Here is a 17,466-nt window from a genome sequence, read left to right as displayed (position 1 = left end):
ATCAGTTGTTGATCCGCGGATCGAGGGCGTCCTGGAGGCCGTCGCCGAGAATGTTGAAGCCGATGACGGTGATCAGAATGGCGATGCCGGGGAAGATGCTGAACGTCGGCGCGGGGAGCATGTAGCCGCGCGAGGCGGACAGCATCTGCCCCCACGACGGCGTCGGCGGCTGCGCGCCGAAGCCGAGGAACGAGAGGCCGGCGACGATGAGGATGCTCACGCCGACCTGAAGCGTCGCCTGGACCAGCACCGGCGCGAAGCTGTTGGGGATGATGTGCCGGAAGATGATGTTCCGGTCTTTCACCCCCGCGGCCCGGGCGGCCTCGACGTAGTCCTCCTCGCGGATGGAGACGACGCGAGACCGGATGAGCCGGTTGAACACCGGGACCGCCGTGATCCCGACGCCGATCATCGCGAACGTGAGGTCCCGCCCGAACGCGGTCATGAACGCGATGACCAGCACGAGGAACGGGATCGCGTAGATGGTCTCGGTGACGCGCTGGAGCACGTCGTCGACCCAGCCGCCGTAGTAGCCGGAGACGGCGCCGATGACGGTGCCGCCGCCGAGGCCGATGGCGGTCGCGAGGAACCCGACCGTCATCGCGATCCGCGTCCCGTAGATGGTCCGGGAGAGCAGGTCGCGACCGCGGTGGTCGGTGCCGAGCGGGTGTTCGATAATCCCCTGCCCGAACTGGTTCTCCATACCGACCGGCGGGAGGAGCCGCTGGACGTTCTCCGGGTCGGCCTCGGGATTGTACAGCACCGCCTCCGCGATCGCGTAATCGAGAATGTAGTAGTCGAACGCGGCGAAGATCGCGACGAACGTCATGAACCCGACGATGTAGGTCCCGATCCGCGCCGTCGTGTCCTGTCTGACCTGCTTGAGCGTGTACCGCAGGCCGACGCGGGCCTCGACCTCCTCGGGCCCGCCGCTCTCGTCTCCGTCGTCCGGCGTGTCGTCGTCCGAAGTCGCGCTGTTAACAGACATTACTCGTCACCGTAGGTGACCCGCGGGTCGAGGTAGCTGTACGTGATGTCCGTGATGATCACGCCGACCACGTAGACGAACCCGAACACGAGCGTCGTCCCCATGATCAGCTGGTAGTCCTGGTTCTGGATCGCCGTGATGATCAGTCTCCCCATCCCCTGGATCCCGAAGACGGTCTCCGTGAGGACGGCGCCGCCGAGCGCGGTCGAGAGCCCGAGCCCGATGATGGTGATAACCGGCAGCTGCGCCACCTGGAACGCGTGCTTGCGGACGATCGTCGACTCGGGCACGCCGTACGCGCGGGCGAGCTTCACGTACTCGCCTTGGAGCGAGTCGACCATCGACGAGCGCTCGATCCTGGTGATCTGGGCCATCTGAAGCGTTCCGAGCCCGATCATCGGCAGGAAGAGGTGGTGCGCCGACTGGCGTATCACCTCCACCTGCGTCGCCGCCCCGCGGACGTTCGCCGGGCTCTCCCACGGGAGGACGAGCCCCCGCGCGGGGAACCACCCGAGGTGGAACGCGAAGACGATGATCAACACCAGCCCGATCCAGAACGACGGGGTCGAGACGCCGATCAGCGAGATGATACGGGAGACGTGGTCGGCCGGCTCGTTCCGCCGCTTCGCCGAGATCACGCCGAGCGGGATGGCGGTGACGATGGCGAACGCGAACGCGGACAGCATGAGCAGCAGCGTGACCGGGAGCCGGAGGATGATCATCTCGAGGACGGGGCGGTCGTAGTAGATACTGAGGCCGAGATCCCCCGTCGCGACGCTGCTGAGGTATGCGAAGTACCGCACGTGTATCGGCCGGTCGAGGCCGTACTGGGCGCGGATCGCCTCGACCTGCTCCTGGGCCGGCGTCGGGCCGAGCATGATGTCGACCGGGTCGCCGGGGATCTGGTTTGCCAGGAAAAAGGTTATCGTCACGATACCTATCAGTACGGGTATCGCCTGTGCGAACCGCCGGAGTGTGTACCGAAGTAAACTCACTGTCGTGGATTCCTCGTTGCTTCGATTCGGTTTTTGCTGTCGCTTATCCGTTTCGCTCCCGCCGACGCACCAATTCGGCGCCGCGAGCGGGCGGCCGGCCCCGTCGCCGACCGCCCGGAAGGGCCGCGTTTACGACTCGATTCCGACCCGGGCGCGGACCGCTCGGGGTCGCTCCGTGGACCCGATCTCTCGGTCGGCGCGCCCGATTACCGGGTCACGGTGACGCCGTCCAGCTGAATCTCCGTCGAGATCGGGTGCGAGCTGAAGCCCTCCACGACGTTGCGCACGCCGTAGGAGTTGTTCAGGTTGTACGCCGGGAGGTGGACGCGCCCCTCGAGCAGCGAGGTCGTCGCCTCGATGTAGAGCTGCCGCCGCTCCTCGCGGTCGGCCGACTCGCGGGCCTGCGTCAGCTTCTGCGAGGCCTCCTCGTAGTCGTGGAACGTCCCGTTCGTCACGCCCTCCGTCTCCTTGCTCAGCAGGTTGTACGCGAACGTGTCCGGGTCCGGCGAGCCGGACCAACCGAGGGTGTACATGTTGTAGTCGTCCTCGTTGCCGGTGACGTACGCGTCGAGGAAGGTGCCCCAGTCGAGGCGCTGGACTTCGACGTTCTGGAAGCCAGCGTTCTGGAGCCCGTCGCCGATGGAGATGCCGATCTGTTCGCGCTTGTCGTCCGGCGGCACGATGATCCGCCAGTTGTAGTCCATCGGGACGCCGGCCTCCTCGAACAGCGCCTGCGCCTCCTCGAGGTCCTGCTCGTGCTGGATGTCGGACCACTCGTCGGTCGGGAAGTCCCACTCCTCGGAGATCGAGGACGGGAACGGGCTGTTCTGACGGACGCCGGCCGGCTCGACGAAGTTCTCGACCGCCTGGTCCATCGAGACGCAGTAGTCGACTGCCTCGCGGACGAGCGGGTCGCTCGTCGGTCCCTCGCCGCAGTTGAACGCGAGGTAGAAGTACCCGATGCCCGGCTCCTCGGTCAGCGTCGCGCTCTGGTTCGCCTCGACCGTCTCGTACAGCTGCGGCGGGATCGACTCGATGATGTCGACGTTTCCGGTCTCGAGCTCGGTGACGCGCGTCGTCTGCTCGACGATCGGCTCGAACTCGACCGTACCGATCTCCGGCAGGTTATCGCTGTCCCAGTAGTCGTCCCACCGTTCGAGCGTCGCGTAGCTCTCCGGCTCCCACTCGCTGAGCTTGAACGGCCCGGAGGTGACCGGGTCCATGTTGTACGCCTCGGTGTCCTCCTGGCGGACGGAGGCGTTGACGACGCTCCGCGCCATGGCGATCGTGAACGCGCCGTACGGGTACTTGAGGTCGAACTGCGCGGTGGTCTCGTCGACGACCTCGCCGGTGTCGATCATGTCCACCTCGGAGGCGTTCTGCGTCTCCTCCTCGATGGGCGCCATCATCGTGTGAACGACGTCCTCGGCGGTGACCGGGTCGCCGTTCTGGAACTGGGCGTCCTCGCGGATCGGGACGATGAACCGCGTGCCGTCGCGCTCGACGGTGGGCATGTCCGCGGCGATCTTCGGCTCCAGGCTGACGCCGTCGCCGTACTCGTAGAGGCCGTCGAAGATCCGCCCGGCGATCTGCGCGGACGGCACGTCGTTCATGACCACGGGGTCCATGTCGAGCGGGCCCTTCGCCTGCGCGAAGTACAGGGTCGGGGCGCTACCGCCGTCGCCGCCGTCGCCGCCGTCGGACCCGTCGCTGCCGTCGGATCCGTCACTGCCGTCGCCGCCGGACCCGTCGCCGCCGTCTCCGCCGCCGGCACACCCGGCGAGCAGGAGCGAGGTGCCGGCCGCGCTGCCGGCGAGGACCTTTCGTCGCGAAATTCGTTGTGTGCGTTGTCGACGCATACACCCGTCCTCTTGTTTCACTCTAATAAGTATTTTGGGTCGTCCTGCCCATACGGTCAGCTCCGGTCGATTCGTCATCATTTTGTGCGTATTCTTCCCCGCGAACGTCGTCCGAATCAGGAAGAAACGACTGCCGGGATCCGAACCACGCCGGTCGGTCCGCGCGGCCGAACGCCTCGGTCGAGGCGTCCGTCCCTCGCGCGCAGCGCGATCGGCGCCGCTCAGCGCCCGCCCGACGACGGCCCGTCGCCGCCGGTGTCCGTCACGGTCCCGACCCCCTTGCTCGACCCCTCGCGGAAGACGAACCGCTGCCCCTCCTCGATCAGGTACGGGCGGAACTTGAAGCGGACGCGCGCCTCGCCCGTGTCCCCCGGGAGCAGGCGGCCCTCCTCCGGGAAGAACGCCGCCGCCTCGGAGACGGTCTCGAGGTGGACCACGGGCTCGTACCCCTCTTGGATCCGGGTCGGGTGGTTGAGCACCATCACCTCGGCGTCGAACTCGCGGACCGGGTCCGGCTCCGCGTCGCGGGGGACCAGGGCCATCCCGCGTTCGATCTCGGCCTCGTCGACGCCCTTCAGCGCGATGCCGACGATCCGCCCGGCGGTCGCCTTGTCGACCCGGTGGTAGTGCATCTCGATCGACCGCGCCTCGACCTCGCGGAAGGAGCCGTCGGGCATGGGACCGAGCAGGAGCTCGTCGCCGGTCTCGACGGTCCCCGAGTTCACCGTGCCCGACGCCACCGCGCCCACCCCCGTCACCTTGTAGCTGCGGTCGACGTACATCCGGAACGTCTCGCGGTCGGGCGTCGCCCGCTTCGGCAGCCGCTCGAACAGGCGGTCGAGCGTCTCGATCCCGTCCTTCGTCACCGCGCTGGTCCGCAGCAGGGGGACGACGCCGTCGCCCACCTCCGCGACCGCGGTGTCGACCCCGTGCCGGCCGACGAGCAGCGGCGTCTGCCCGGCGTCGCGCAGCATCGACTCGACCTCGCGCTCCACCTCGGCGAGCCGGTCGTCGCTCACGGCGTCCGCCTTCGTGACCGCGACGACGGTCGGCAGCTCGGTGGCGAGGAGGATCCCGAGGTGCTCGCGGGTCGTCTTCGTCGGGCCGTCGTCGGCGGCGACGACTAAGAGCCCGTAGTCGAGCTTCTGTCCCACCAGCCCGCGGATCGTCGTCCGGAGCCACGGCTCGTGCCCGACGGTGTCGACGAAGGAGACGAGGCGGTCGGCCGCCTCGACGACGCCGGCGCGGTCGGCCTTCCGGTTCGGGTTGTCCATCCGCACCGGCTCGTCGGCGTCGTCGGCGAACCCGTACACGGCGTACGAGAGGTCCGCCGAGAGGCCGCGCTCGACCTCGTGGGGCTGGACGTCGAGGAAGCCGCGCGTCCCGCCCTCGCCGTCGTCGGCGCGCCCGGTGACCAGCGTGCCGACCAGCGTCGACTTCCCGTGGTCGACGTGGCCCGCGGTGCCGACCACGAGGTGGTCCTCGTCGGCCTCGAACACGCCGCCGTCGCGGAGCGTCGCGAGGCCGACGAGCCCCGCCTCGTCGCCGTCGCCGCCGTCGCCGGCGCTCCACGTCTCGGCGTCGGCGATGTGGGCGTCCGCCTCGTCGGCCAGGAGGGAGAGCACGTCCATCGTCTCGGAGAAGGCCTCCGGGGATATCCCGGCGAGTCCCCCGTCGTCGGTCACGCCGAGGACGTAGGTCGCCTCGCCGTCCCCGGAGAGGACGCGGTGGCGGAGCTGGGCCACGAGCGACTCCATGCGCCCGTCCGCAAGGTGGACCTCCCGCGTCAGCCGCTCCTTGAACTCGATCGCGCCGCCGTCCCGCTCGCCGCGCTCGATGGCCCGCCTGAGGGCGGACCGGTCAGCGCTCATGTCCGCTCGTATGCGAGGGCCGGGCTTAACGGTTTTCGTGGTACGTGCCCCCACGACACGTGATCGCCCCCGATCGGTCGGGAGCGCTCCGGCGAGCTATTTAACCGACCGCCGCGGACAACGACGGTATGGACACCTCGGTCCCCAGCGTCGCCGAACGCCGCGTCCACGTGGTCCCGCTCGGCTACGAGCGCGACCGGATCGTCGAACCCCTCCGGCGCCACGGCGCCGACGTCGCCTACCTCCTCGTCGACGCCCCCGACCGAGACGGGGACCGCGGCGACGTGGACTTCGACGCGGCCGGCGCCGCCGACCCCGCGGACGCGCGCGTCGACCCCGACGGGCTCACCGACTACCAGCGCGAGGCGTGGACGGCCGCCGCCGAGTTCGCGGAGGTCCGACCGATCCCCGTCGCGCTCGCCGACGTGTACGACGTGCTCGGCGTGACGACGACGGTCGCCGCCCGCCACCGCGCGGGCGCCGAGGACGGCGACCGCCTCTTCGGGAACGTCTCGACCGGCCCGCGGATCGCCGCGGTCGGCGTCGCGCTGGCGTGTATGATCGTCGGCGCGCGCCCGTACAGCGTCGAGCCCGAGCGCCACCGGCACGACCGGCGCGCGGAGCCGCTCACCGAGGGCGTCGCCCGCACCGTCGACCTGCCGATTTACCCGATGGACGCGCCCACCACCGACCAGGTGGCCGTCCTCGGCCGGCTCCACGAGCGCGCCGAGGAGAACGTCACCACCGACAAGTGGAACCTGATCGAGTGGGCGCGCGAGCGCGACCTCACGTTCCTGCGCGAGGCCGGCGAGAGCCGGACCGCGAAGTACCGCGCGCTGGAGACGCACGTGCTCTCGCCGCTGCGCGAGCGCGGCTACGTCGAGTTGGAGGACATCGGCCGGTCGGACACCGTCCGGCTCACCGAGATCGGTCGCCGCGTCTTCTTCGCGTTCAAACACAAGATCGACGGGTGACTGGGCCGCGCTCGCTCCCCGAACGGTGACTTCGACACGCACGACGTGACCGGTCCGATTCGACCGCGTTGTTCGGTCCATCCGTACTGTCGACGGCTAACGTAGAATTGTCCCCCGCACTTCGATTTAGTTGCGTGACGCCCGCCGGGCGGTCGGGGCGCCCTCCCTGCCCTCCACACCGCCTGTCCGCTATCAGCGGTCGGTCGCCGCCCCCCAACCGGCGGCGGCCGGTCGCCGCCGGCGTCCGGTCGGCGACGGTCCCCGCTGACGCCGCCGCGGCCGTCCGACGGATCGTCACGAGGCGACGGCGCCGCCGTCGCCGTTCTCCGCCGCGCCCTCACTCCTCCGTCAGGTCGACGTACGTCCGCCGGACGGTCACCGGCGTCACGCCGGCCGCGTCGGCGGCCTCCTGCTGGGTACACTCGGCGTCGAGCTCGCGGGCCGCGGTGTAGAGGCAGGCGGCCGCGACGCCGACCGGGTTGCGGCCGTTCGCGATCCCCTCCTCGACGGCGCGCTCGGCCAGCTCGCCGGCGCGGCGCTCGACGGCCGGGTCGCAGCCGAGGTCGCTGGCGAACCGCGGGAGGTACTCCGCCGGGCCGCTCGGCGCGATGGGGAGGCCGAGCTCGCGGTTCATCGCGTCGAAGGCGGCCCGGTGCTCGGCCTCCGTCGCCTTCGCCTCGGCGCACACCTCGCCGACCGTGCGGGCCACGTCGGCGGTGCGGCAGGCGACGTAGACGCAGGCCGCGGCGAACCCCTCCAGCGAGCGCCCGCGGAGCAGGCTCTCCTCCTGCGCGGAGTCGAACAGCGCGCAGGCGCTGTCGCGGACGCTGTCGGGCAGCTCCAAGACGCCGGTGAGCCGGCGGATCTCGGTGTAGGCGTACACCTTGTTGCGGTCGCGCTTCGTCGAGATCTGCGCGCGGTTGTGCTGGGTCCGCATCCGGGCGAGCCGCCGGCGCTTGCGGCCCTTCACCTTCGTCGACCGACCGATCTCCGTCGAGAGGCCGCGGTCGTGCCGCGACCGCGTCAGCGGCGCGCCGGTGCGCTTCGGGTCCGTGTCCTCGTCGTCGAACGACCGCCACTCGGGGCCGTGGTCGATCCGGTCGGCCTCGACGACGAGCCCGCAGTCGGCGCAGACGCGCTCCGCGTCCTCGACGCGCGTGCGGCCGCCGCACTCCGGACACGTCTCGCGGTCGCCGGCCTCGTCGGCCGTCCGGCTCTCGTCGCCGGTCGGGCTCCGCTCCGCGACGGCGGCGCGGTCGGCGGTCGCCGCGCGGTCCGTCGTCGCGGCGTCGTCGGTCTCGGTCCGGGGCGAACGAACGCGGGTGGAGCGTGCGTCACTCATCACACGTCGAACTCCGGCCCGATGCCTTACTTAAACCCGGGCGAATCGGCGGTCGATCGGCCGGATCGGCGCCGACTAACCGACCGGTTACCGGTCGGTGATCGCGCGGCCGACGGCGCCGCAGTACGGTGGTTTTAACCCGCCGCCCGCGCCATCGCCTCGCATGACGCTGTCGGAGATCGCGGCGGGGGTCGAGGTCACCTCCCGCCAGCGCGATCGGGGCGTGGCCCTCGCGGACGACACGGAGACGCCGCTCGTCGACCGCCTGTCGGCCCACGCCGACGCGCTCCCGTGTACGCCCGAGGCGACCGCCACGCTCGTCGACGCCTACACCGCCGGCCGGAGCGTCGGCGACGCGGCCCGCGAGGCGGGCGTCTCCCCGATGACCGCCGCGAAGGCGCTCCACCGGTGCGGCGTCGCCGGCGTCTGCCCGCTCTCGCCGACCGGCCGCGACGTGGTCCGCGACTGGCTCACCGGCCGGACCCCGCGCAGCGAGGCCGTCGAACTCGCCGGCGGCGACGAGGCGGACTTCGCGCTGGCGACGTACGTCGAGACCCACGACCCCGTCGAGCCCCTCGCGGAGGCGGTCGACGCGCAGGTCGCCGGGTCGGCGCCCCTCGGCGACGGCCTCGGCGCCGACGACCCACTCGGCGACGCGCTCGGCTCCACCGACGGGCTCCGCTGAACCGCGGCTCTTCTTCAACTCGTCTCAGGGCGTGAACCGCTCGACGAGCCCCGGATCCGGGAACTCCACGCCGAGCGACGCGTCGAACGCCGCCTCGTAGGCGGTCGCGATCGCTCGCGCGTACGCGCCGTCCCCCGTCGCCGCCGTCGGCGCGGCCGCCACGTCCGGGTCGGTCGCCGGCACGCGGACGACGCCGGACTCGCTCTCGTCGTCCTCGCCGTCCCCAGATCCCGCCCGTTCGACGGCGAGCGTCGCGTCGAGGCCCCCGCCAACGTCGGCGACGCGCCCGCGGAGCCGCTGGGCCGCGTCGCGCCCGTGGGCCGTCGCCGGCCTGACCGCGACCGCGCGGTCGGCGGTCGTCGCGGCCGCGACCGCCTCGTTCGACCCGACCGGCGCGGCGTCGACGACCACCGCGTCGTACGTCGTCGCCGCCTCGTCGATGCGCCGCTCCAGCTTCCGGGCCGCCTCCGCCGTCTTCGCCCGCGCGACCCGCTCGAAGGGGGCCCGTGCCGGCACCGCGTCGACGCGCCCGGGGAGGTCAGTCGCGTCCCCCTCGTCCTCGCCGGAGTCGCCGACCCCGGGACGCCCGGCGGCCGAACCGGCGCCGGCGATCGGGTACGCCGCCGCCGACAGCGCCGCGTCCGGGTCGTCGGTGAGGAGCGCGGTGAGGTCGGGGTCGATCCGCCCGGTCACGTACTCGGAGAGCCCCTGCGTGGTGAACGCGGCGTCGACGACCGCGACCTCGGCCCCGTCGCGCGCGCCCATCGCCGCCAGCTCGACAGCGGTCCGCGTCGTCCCCGCGCCGCCGGTCGCCCCGACGAGCGCGAGCGTCGTCGCGTTCATACGCCGGCCTCGCCGGAGGTCGCTTGTAAAAATCGCGAAGCCGGGCCGCGGTCCGGCGAACCGCGCCCCGGCTCGTCCCCTCACTCCGCTATCGCGGCCGCGACCTCGTCGGCGACGGCGTCGAGCTCGTCGTCCGAGAGGTCGGGCCGGGCCCCGGCGACCGCGTGGATCGGCGCGCCGCCGTCGCCCTCGAACCGGGGGACGACGTGGACGTGGACGTGCGGGACCTCCTGGCCGGCCGCCTCGCCGTCGTTGACGCCGACGTTGGCGCCGTCGGCGTCGACCGCCTCCTCGACCCGGGGCGTGAGCGCCGCGACCGCGTCGAACAGGTCGCTCGCGAGGTCGGCGTCGAGGTCGCCGACGTGCTGGGCGTGCGACTTGGGGATCACCAGCGTGTGGCCGCGCGCGAGCGGGTTCGCGTCGAGGAACGCCAGCACCGAGTCGGTCTCGTGGACGGTCCGCGCCGGGATGTCGCCGGCGACGATCGAACAGAAGATACAGTCGTCGGACATGACCGACCGATCGCTCGGCGCTCTCATCAAGGTTTCCCGCGGCGGCGGGCGTGGGGCGGTCCACCCGCTCCGCGCCGCCAACGGACCTATATCCGCCGCGCCGAAACGGGCGGTATGGACGACCGGCTCGAACGCGTCATCCGCCAGCAGCTCCGGAAGGCGGGCAAGCAGTTCGAGGAGGCCAAACGCGCCTACGCCGAGGGTCGCGACGACCCGGAGGGCAGCGCGGCCGCCGCGGCGCGGTTCGACCTCCCGACCGACGACGCCGGGCGCGCCCGGGTCGTCTGCCGCCGCCACGCCGAGCGCCGGACCGTGCCGGTCGACGACGAGGGGCGTCCCGCCTGCTTCGAGTCCGGGCACCCCGACTGCGAGGGCTGCGCGGAGGACGTCCGCGACGGGTTCGTCGAGACGTGGTGAGCGCCGCGGGCCGCGAGGCGCCCGGGCGGTCGCGCCGCGCCCCACCCGAACTGGTTTGTTCTCCGGCGCTGTGGTGCGGCGCATGAACCGGGCCGGCGCGGTCGTCGCGCTCCTCGTCGTCGTCGGGGTCGGGCTCGCCCTCTCAGGAGTCTTCGCGGGCGTCGCCGAGGAGCCGCAGGCGGACGACGTCGCGGACGACCGGCTCATCGAGGTCGACGGCGACTACCGGCTCTGGCCGTACACGAGCCGGAGCCGGACGGTCGAGGGGCGGACCCTCGCGATCAACGTCGTCTTCCACGCCGACGCCGAGGCGACCCGGGCCGCCATCGAGGGCGACCCGAGCACCGACTGGGAGGCGACGCCCCCGGACGAGGCCGCGGCGACCGCCGGCGACGACGACCAGCTCCGCGAGGTCGTCGGCCGCGACTGGCGGGACGCCCGCAGCTCGCTCCGCTACTCCTACGTCGAGGGCCCGGACGGCGGCGCGTGGCTCGCCGAGACGTTCGAGCTCCACGACGGGCGGTACCTCGGCGTCCGCGACCACCTCCGCGCGTACGAGTCGCCCGACGGCGCCTACACCGCGATCCAGGCCCACGAGGAGTACTACGACTGGTTCCGGCTCCGCCACACGGTCCCCGACATCGACGCGCCCGCGACGCGGCTGGAGGACGACTTCATCGAGTCGGGCCGCGCGACCGACGTGCGCCGCGAGTACCGCGGCATCGACGGCGGGCGCAGCGACGGCTGGCTCTCCGTGATCGAGCTGGCGGCGACCGCGGCGCTCGCCGGGGCGCTGCTCCGCCGGCGCACCCGCGAGGCGGCCGTCGACCTCCTCGGCCGACTGCGGACCGACGCGCGGCGACACGCCGCGGCCGCGACGCTCGGGGTCGCGCTCGGCGCCCTCCTCGTCGGCGTCCGCGTCGCGGGCGTGGCGCTGGAGACGGCGTTCCCGGCCGTGTCGCCGAAGGCCATCGCGGCCCCGCTGTACCTCGTCCTCGCGGCCGGGCTGCCCGCCCTGGTCGCCTGGCGCGCGCCGCGCTCCGATCCCGCGGCCGCCGCCGCGGCCGTCGTCGTCGGCCTCGGCGCCGGTTTCCTCGCCGACTTCGCGGCGCTCGGGGTGACCGTTCCGCCCGACCTCATCGTCCACCGGGTGGCGCTGCTGGCCGCGCTCGCCGTGGTCGCGGTCGGGCGGGCGACGGCCGACCGACCCGTCGCCGTCGCCGGACTGCTGGCCTGGGCCGTCGGCCTGGCGCTCCCGCTGGCGGACCTGATCTGAGGGCGGAACGGACGCTCGCGGCGACCGCCGGTTCCGACGAACCTCTCGGCGCGCCGACAGCACAGAAGAGATATATCCGGTGGCGGAAAACAGGGGGAGACGAACCGATGGCGCGACCGATCAGCCGACGAGCCGCGCTCACCGGACTCGGCCTCGCGGCCGCCAGCGCCGGCTGTCTCGGTCGCACGGAGAACATCGCCGGACGGGACCCCCACTCGCAGCTGACCTTAGAGATCAACACCACGCCCGCGGACGCGGACCCGAACGGCATCCGCATCGTGAGACAGCTCGAAGAGCACCTGACCGCCGTCGGCGTCGACGTCCGACTCAACACCGTCGGACAGACCGACCTCTGGCGGAAGGTGCTGATAAACCAGAACTTCGACGTCTACGTCGGGCAGTTCGTGGAGACGGACCCCTTCGACCCGGACGCGCTGTACGGGCTGACCCACTCGCGGTTCGTCGCCGAGCCGGGGTGGCAGAACCCCTTCGGGCTCACGGAGATCGCGGTCGACGACCTGCTGGAGCGACAGCGCCGAGCGACCGCCGGCGAACGGAGCGACGCCGTCGCCGCGCTCCAGGAGACGGTGTGCGACCTCCAGCCGTTCTCCGTCGTCGCGTTCCCCGACGCCCTCACCGCCGTCCAGGAGAACCGCTTCGAGGGCTGGACGGAGGACCGCCAGCCGGTGTCGGTCTCCGGACTGCTCGGCCTCGACCGCGCGCCCCCGGAGGACGAATCGGCCGGCGACGGCGACGCGAGCGGCGGCAACGCGACGGCCGCGGACGCCGACGACGAGTCCGAGCGCGTGCTCCGGCTCGTGACGACCGACGACCGGATCACGCAGAACTGGAACCCGATCGCGGCCGAGTTCCGGCGGCACGGCACGTTCACCGGGCTCCTGTACGACCCGCTAGTCCGCGCGGACGAGGGGTCGATCGTCCCGTGGCTGGCGGCCGACTGGGAGCGGGTCGACGCGACCGCCGTTGACGTCACGCTCCGCGACGCCCGGTGGCACGACGGCGAGCCCGTGACGGCGGACGACGTCGCGTTCACCTACCGGTTCCTCCGCGACACCTCGCTGGGGAGCGTCGAGACCCCGGTGCCGACGCCGCGGTTCCGCGGGCGGAGCTCCCTCGTCGAGGACGAGCGCGCCCTCGACGACGCGACCGTCCGGCTCACGCTGCCCGACGTCAACGACCGGGTCGCCGCCCGGGCGCTCCAGGTGCCGGTCCTCCCGGAACACGTCTGGGCCGACCGGACCGAGGCGGCGACGATCGCCGGCTTCGAGTTCGACTTCGAGACGACGGAGGCGGTGGTCTCGAACAACCCCGACCCGGTCGGGAGCGGTCCGCTCCGCTTCGTCGAGGCGACCGCGGAGGAGTCGGTCGTCTTCGAGCGGAACCCCGACCACTTCCTCGTCCGCCCGGCGCCGGACGCCGACGACGAGACGGCGGCCCCCCGCGCGGGGATCCCGCCGCGGTACCACGGGAAGCCGGCCTTCGACCGGCTCCGCGTCGAGGTGCTGCCGTCGGACATCTCGGCCGTGGAGGCGGTCGCCGAGGGGCTCGCGGACGCGACCGCCGCGAACCTCGGCCCGGCGTCCGTCCCGCGGATCGGCCGCTCGGACGCCGCCAGGCTCGTGAGCGGTCGGTCGGCGGCGTTCTACCACGTCGGCTACAACACCCGGCGGAGCCCGCTGTCGAACCCCCGCTTCCGGGCGGTCGTCGCCCGGCTGATCGACAAGGCCGCGCTCGTCGACGAGGCGTTCGACGGGTACGCGAAGGCGGCCGCGTCGCCGCTGGCGGCGTCGCCCGACGCGGTGCCGTCGTCGCTCGCGTGGGACGACGGGCGCGACCCGGTCCACCCGTTCTTCGACGACGACGGGTCGCTGGATGTCGCGGCCGCCCGCGAGGCGTTCCGCGGGATCGGGTATCGCTTCGACGACGAGGGGCGGCTGCTCTCCCGGGGCCAATGACGCCGTTCCTCTCGGTCGTCGCGTCGGTCGTCGCGTGGGTCGGGGCGATGCTCGCCGCCGCGTCGCTCGCGGTGGTCGGTCCCGCCCGGCTCCGGGCGGCGTGGCGCGGGCTCCGCGACCGGATCTGGGACGCCCGTCGGGCGATCGCGCTCCTCTGCGTGGTGCTGCTCGCCAGCGCCGTCGGCCGGGGCTCGCTCCAGACCGTCTCCAGGCTGTTCGGCGTTCAGGCGACGGCGCTCATCTACGCGCTGGAGGGCGGGTTCGTCGCGTGGGTCCAGGCGACGTTCGCGACCCCCGCGCTGACCGCGTACTTCTCGTGGGTGTACGTGTACGGCTACGCCTTCCTCCTCTCGTTCCCGGTGATCGCGTACCTCGCGCTCCCCCGGACGACGGCGCTCAGGCGGCTCCTCGTCGCCTACGCGCTCAACTACGGGATCGGGCTGGCGCTGTACACGCTCGTGTTCGCCTACGGGCCACGGAACGTGATGCCCGACATGGTGACGCCGCTCCTCTTCACCAACCAGCCCGACGTGATGCTCCTCGCGAGCGAGGTGAACGTGAACACGAACGTCTTCCCGTCGCTCCACACGTCGCTGGCGGTCACCGTGGGGACGTTCGCGGTCCTGACCCGCGAGGCGTTCCCGCGGTGGACGCCGCTGGCGGTCCCGCTCTCGCTGTCGGTCGTCGTCGCGACGATGTACCTCGGGATCCACTGGCTCACCGACGTCGTCGCCGGGTTCGCGCTCGCGTTCGGCTGCGTCGCGCTCGCGTACCGGCTCGTGGACCCGCCGAGCGACCCCGTCGAGTCGCGGCGCGACGCGGCCGAGGAGCGGTCCGAAGCCGGCGCGGGCGACTGACCGCCGGTCTCGGCGTCCCGTCGGCGCGGCGCTCCCGCCCCGATCAGACGCCCTCGACGAGCCGTTCGAGCTGTTCCGGCGGGACCGCGCCCCGGGCGGCGTGGCCGTCGTACGCGAACGTCGGGACGCCGGTGACGCCCCGCCGCCGCGCGGCGTCGAACATGTCGGTCACGCGCTCGCGGAGGTCGTCGTCGCCGAGCGCCTCGTCGACGACGCCCGCGTCGAGCCCGTCGACGTCCGCCGCGATGTCGGCCAGCACGTCGCGGTCGCCGATGTCCCGGCCCTCCAGCCACAGCGCGTCGAAGACGGCCTCGTCGAACGCGAGCCACGCGTCCGGCGCGGTCTCGCGCACGCGGACCGAGACGACCTGCGCGGGCAGCGAGTCGACCTCGGTCGCGAGTTCGAGCTCCATCTCGTCGGCGCCGTACTCCTCCTGGAGCCGCCGGACGTTCTCGCGGGCCTGCTCGTAGTACTCGTCGTCTTTCCCGGTGTCGGCGTCGTGGTCGATCTCGCCGTCCGGCCCGCGCTGCCCGGCGCGGAGGTCGAACGGGTGCCAGTCGATCGCGAGCGGCTCCTCGCGCGCCTCCTGATACCGCGAGAGCGACCGCCGCCCGAGGTAGCAGAACGGACAGACGTAGTCGGAGTAGACGGTGATCGCCTCGCGCTCGTCGGCGCCGGTCGCGGCGTCGGAGTCGGTTGCCATGCCCACCGGTACGCCGCGGAGCCGAAAAGGTCGTTCGGCGACGGCAGGCGCCGTCCGAACGCGCACGACCGAATCACCACCAATTAATATCACTAAGTTGTACCACCGCGTATGCCCGAGTACGACCCGGTCGACCCCCCGGTCGCGCTGACGGTCGCCGGCAGCGACAGCGGCGGCGGCGCGGGGATCCAGGCCGACCTGACCGCGATGACCGCCCACGGCGTCTTCGGGACATCGGTCGTGACGGCGACGACCGCCCAGAACACCCGCGGCGTCGAGGACGTGAACCCGCTCCCGGCCGACCACGTCGCGGCCCAGTACGCGGCGATCGCCGACGACTTCGACGTGCGCGCGGTCAAGACGGGGATGCTCGCGACCGCCGAGATCGTCGAGGCGGTGACCGAGGCGGTCGCGGACGCCGACGTTCCCCTCGTCGTCGACCCCGTGATGGTCGCGGCGACCGGCGACCGCCTGCTCTCGCCCGCGGCCGAGGCGGCCTACGAGGGCCTGGTCGCGGCCGCGACGCTCGTCACGCCGAACGCGGACGAGGCCGCGGTGCTGACCGGCGACCCGGTCGAGACGCCCGCCGACGCCGAGGCGGCCGGGCGCGAGCTGGTCGCGCTCGGCGCGGAGGCGGCGCTGGTGAAGGGCGGACACCTGACGGGCGGGAAGGCCGGCGACGACGCCGTCGTCGACACGCTCGTCCGCGCTGAGGGGGAGGGCGAGTCCGGTCCCGCGGTCGACCGCTTCGAGACGCCGCGGATCGACACCGCGGCGACGCACGGCTCCGGCTGCGCGCTGTCGAGCGCGATCGCGGCGCGGCTGGCGCGGGGCGAATCGGTTCGCGATGCGGTCGAGGCCGCGGTCGAGGGGATGACCGAGGCGGTCCGGCGCGGCTACGACGTGGGCGAGGGGCCCGGCGCGGTCAACCCGACCGTGCTGGGCGCGGAGTGAGTCGTCGAATCGGGTTGTTGTTTATAAATAGTCGCCTGTGGATCGGCGGAGAATCCCTCCGAAGACCCAGCCCCTTATTTATAAACAGTTTCGAGGAGATCGGTGGCGAACACCCCCAAAGCCCCAGCCGCGAGGACGGCGCACGCTCGCTGTGCTCCTCACTCAGTCGCTTACTTCGTTCGCTCCCTCGTTGCGGTGCTTACGTCGCCTGCGCCGTCCTCGCGGCTGCCCCTTTGAGCCCCACCCCGCACCGCACAGCACCGCACCTCACACCTCCCCAGCCTCGCCGCTCACGCCCTTCGGGCGTTCGCGGCGTCCCTCGCGCGTGCTCCTCGCGGCCGCCTCCGGCGGCCACTCGGAGGCACGCGCCACCGCATTGGCATTTATAAACGTTCTTCGCCGCTCCCGTCGACCGTTTATAAGTACGCCAGCGGGACCATCAGCGCGACGCCGAGCGCGATCCCCCCGACGAGGACCGGTTTGCCGCCCCGCGGGAGGTCGGCGCCCGTTTCGAGCGCCTCGGGGACGAACTCGGTGAGCACGAGGTAGATCATCGCGCCCGCCGCGAAGCCGAAGCCGTACGGGAGGACCTCGCGGGCGTACCGCACGAACGCGAACGCGATCACCGCCCCGATCGGCTGCGGGAGGCTGGAGAACACCGACCACCACACCATCTTCCACTTCGAGACGCCCATCGACCGCAGCGGGATCGAGATGGCCGTCCCCTCGGGAACGTTGTGGATCGAGATGGCGACGGTCATGAACACGGCCAACAGCGGGACGGTGAAGCCGAACAGCGCGGTGCCGCCCTCGAGCCCGAGGTCGGCGAAGGAGACGCCGACCGCGATCCCCTCGGGGAAGCTGTGGACCGTCAGCACGCCGAGGATCAGGATCAGCTTCTTGAAGTCCGCCTCGGCGTACTCCCGCGGGTCGATGTCGGCGTCCAGCAGCACCTCGTGGGCGAGGACGACGAGGACGACCCCCGCCAGCATCCCGACACCGATTTCGACGACGGTCCCCTCCGCGAGCCCCTCCTGGACGAGGCCGAACAGCGACGCCGCGAGCATGATCCCCGACGCGAAGCCCCACAGCGCCACGTTCCCGCGGTCGCTGATCGTCTCGAAGAAGAAGAACGGGAGCGCGCCGATCCCGGTCGCCAGCGCCGTGATCAGTCCGGCGACGAACACGAACGCGTAGGCGTCGATAGCGACCAT

General features: G+C 72.2%; 16 protein-coding genes. 7 read left to right on the top strand and 9 right to left on the bottom strand.

Annotation, left to right across the window (positions count from 1 at the left end; genetic code table 11):
• Position 1 precedes the first annotated feature (1 nt).
• The 4 genes from EXE44_RS10105 to EXE44_RS10090 form a co-directional block, all read right to left on the bottom strand.
• Positions 2-988, bottom strand: a complete 987-nt coding sequence (locus EXE44_RS10105) for an ABC transporter permease (RefSeq protein WP_137717034.1) — start codon at positions 986-988, stop codon at positions 2-4.
• Complete coding sequence (locus EXE44_RS10100) at positions 988-1,983, bottom strand: ABC transporter permease (RefSeq protein ID WP_222595379.1); 996 nt, start codon at positions 1,981-1,983, stop codon at positions 988-990. The genes EXE44_RS10105 and EXE44_RS10100 overlap by 1 nt, the downstream gene beginning before the upstream one ends.
• 206 nt (positions 1,984-2,189) lie before the next feature.
• Entirely contained in the window at positions 2,190-3,842 is a 1,653-nt protein-coding gene (locus tag EXE44_RS10095; RefSeq protein ID WP_137717033.1) for an ABC transporter substrate-binding protein, read from the bottom strand.
• Positions 3,843-4,063: 221 nt separating this feature from the next.
• Entirely contained in the window at positions 4,064-5,713 is a 1,650-nt protein-coding gene (locus EXE44_RS10090) for a GTPBP1 family GTP-binding protein (protein WP_137717032.1), read from the bottom strand.
• A 128-nt stretch (positions 5,714-5,841) separates the two neighbouring features.
• On the opposite strand from EXE44_RS10090, the gene EXE44_RS10085 reads away from it, so the two are divergent.
• On the top strand, positions 5,842-6,687 hold the full coding sequence (locus tag EXE44_RS10085) for a DUF6293 family protein (protein WP_137717031.1): 846 nt from the start codon (positions 5,842-5,844) through the stop codon (positions 6,685-6,687).
• A 337-nt stretch (positions 6,688-7,024) separates the two neighbouring features.
• Here EXE44_RS10085 and EXE44_RS10080 read toward each other — a convergent pair whose 3' ends face one another.
• Complete coding sequence (locus tag EXE44_RS10080) at positions 7,025-8,029, bottom strand: transcription initiation factor IIB family protein (RefSeq protein WP_137717030.1); 1,005 nt, start codon at positions 8,027-8,029, stop codon at positions 7,025-7,027.
• A gap of 163 nt (positions 8,030-8,192) precedes the next feature.
• Here EXE44_RS10080 and EXE44_RS10075 point away from each other — a divergent pair, with 163 nt between their 5' ends.
• Positions 8,193-8,714: a hypothetical protein gene (locus EXE44_RS10075; RefSeq protein ID WP_137717029.1), complete on the top strand. Its 522-nt coding sequence runs from the start codon at positions 8,193-8,195 to the stop codon at positions 8,712-8,714.
• 24 nt (positions 8,715-8,738) lie between these two features.
• On the opposite strand, the gene EXE44_RS10070 is transcribed toward EXE44_RS10075, so the two are convergent.
• Positions 8,739-9,557, bottom strand: a complete 819-nt coding sequence (locus EXE44_RS10070) for a CpsD/CapB family tyrosine-protein kinase (protein ID WP_137717028.1) — start codon at positions 9,555-9,557, stop codon at positions 8,739-8,741.
• Positions 9,558-9,637: 80 nt separating this feature from the next.
• A complete protein-coding gene (locus EXE44_RS10065) occupies positions 9,638-10,069 on the bottom strand; it encodes an HIT family protein (protein WP_137717027.1) in 432 nt (143 codons plus the stop codon).
• Positions 10,070-10,183: 114 nt separating this feature from the next.
• On the opposite strand from EXE44_RS10065, the gene EXE44_RS10060 reads away from it, so the two are divergent.
• The 4 genes from EXE44_RS10060 (at position 10,184) to EXE44_RS10045 (ending at position 14,595) form a co-directional block, all read left to right on the top strand.
• Positions 10,184-10,486, top strand: coding sequence for a hypothetical protein (locus EXE44_RS10060; protein WP_137717026.1), 303 nt, complete (start codon positions 10,184-10,186; stop codon positions 10,484-10,486).
• Between the two features lie 82 nt (positions 10,487-10,568).
• Positions 10,569-11,762 carry a hypothetical protein gene (locus EXE44_RS10055; RefSeq protein ID WP_137717025.1) on the top strand — a complete coding sequence of 398 codons (1,194 nt, stop codon included), beginning with the start codon at positions 10,569-10,571 and terminating at the stop codon, positions 11,760-11,762.
• 107 nt (positions 11,763-11,869) lie between these two features.
• Positions 11,870-13,738 (top strand): ABC transporter substrate-binding protein, encoded by a 1,869-nt coding sequence (locus EXE44_RS10050; RefSeq protein WP_137717024.1) that lies wholly within the window; start codon positions 11,870-11,872, stop codon positions 13,736-13,738.
• Positions 13,735-14,595 carry a phosphatase PAP2 family protein gene (locus tag EXE44_RS10045; RefSeq protein WP_137717023.1) on the top strand — a complete coding sequence of 287 codons (861 nt, stop codon included), beginning with the start codon at positions 13,735-13,737 and terminating at the stop codon, positions 14,593-14,595. Before EXE44_RS10050 ends, EXE44_RS10045 begins: the two co-directional genes overlap by 4 nt.
• 43 nt (positions 14,596-14,638) lie before the next feature.
• Here EXE44_RS10045 and EXE44_RS10040 read toward each other — a convergent pair whose 3' ends face one another.
• Positions 14,639-15,298 carry a DsbA family protein gene (locus EXE44_RS10040; RefSeq protein ID WP_137717022.1) on the bottom strand — a complete coding sequence of 220 codons (660 nt, stop codon included), beginning with the start codon at positions 15,296-15,298 and terminating at the stop codon, positions 14,639-14,641.
• 111 nt (positions 15,299-15,409) lie between these two features.
• Between EXE44_RS10040 and thiD the strand changes: the two genes are divergently transcribed.
• On the top strand, positions 15,410-16,252 hold the full coding sequence (gene thiD / locus EXE44_RS10035) for a bifunctional hydroxymethylpyrimidine kinase/phosphomethylpyrimidine kinase (protein ID WP_137717021.1): 843 nt from the start codon (positions 15,410-15,412) through the stop codon (positions 16,250-16,252).
• Between the two features lie 416 nt (positions 16,253-16,668).
• Here thiD and EXE44_RS10030 read toward each other — a convergent pair whose 3' ends face one another.
• Entirely contained in the window at positions 16,669-17,466 is a 798-nt protein-coding gene (locus EXE44_RS10030) for a ZIP family metal transporter (protein ID WP_137717020.1), read from the bottom strand.

Origin of the sequence: Halorubrum sp. SS7, from assembly GCF_005435055.1 — an archaeon.
GTDB classification, from domain to species: Archaea; Halobacteriota; Halobacteria; order Halobacteriales; family Haloferacaceae; genus Halorubrum; species Halorubrum salinarum.
This window is presented reverse-complemented; position numbering and strand designations above follow the sequence as displayed.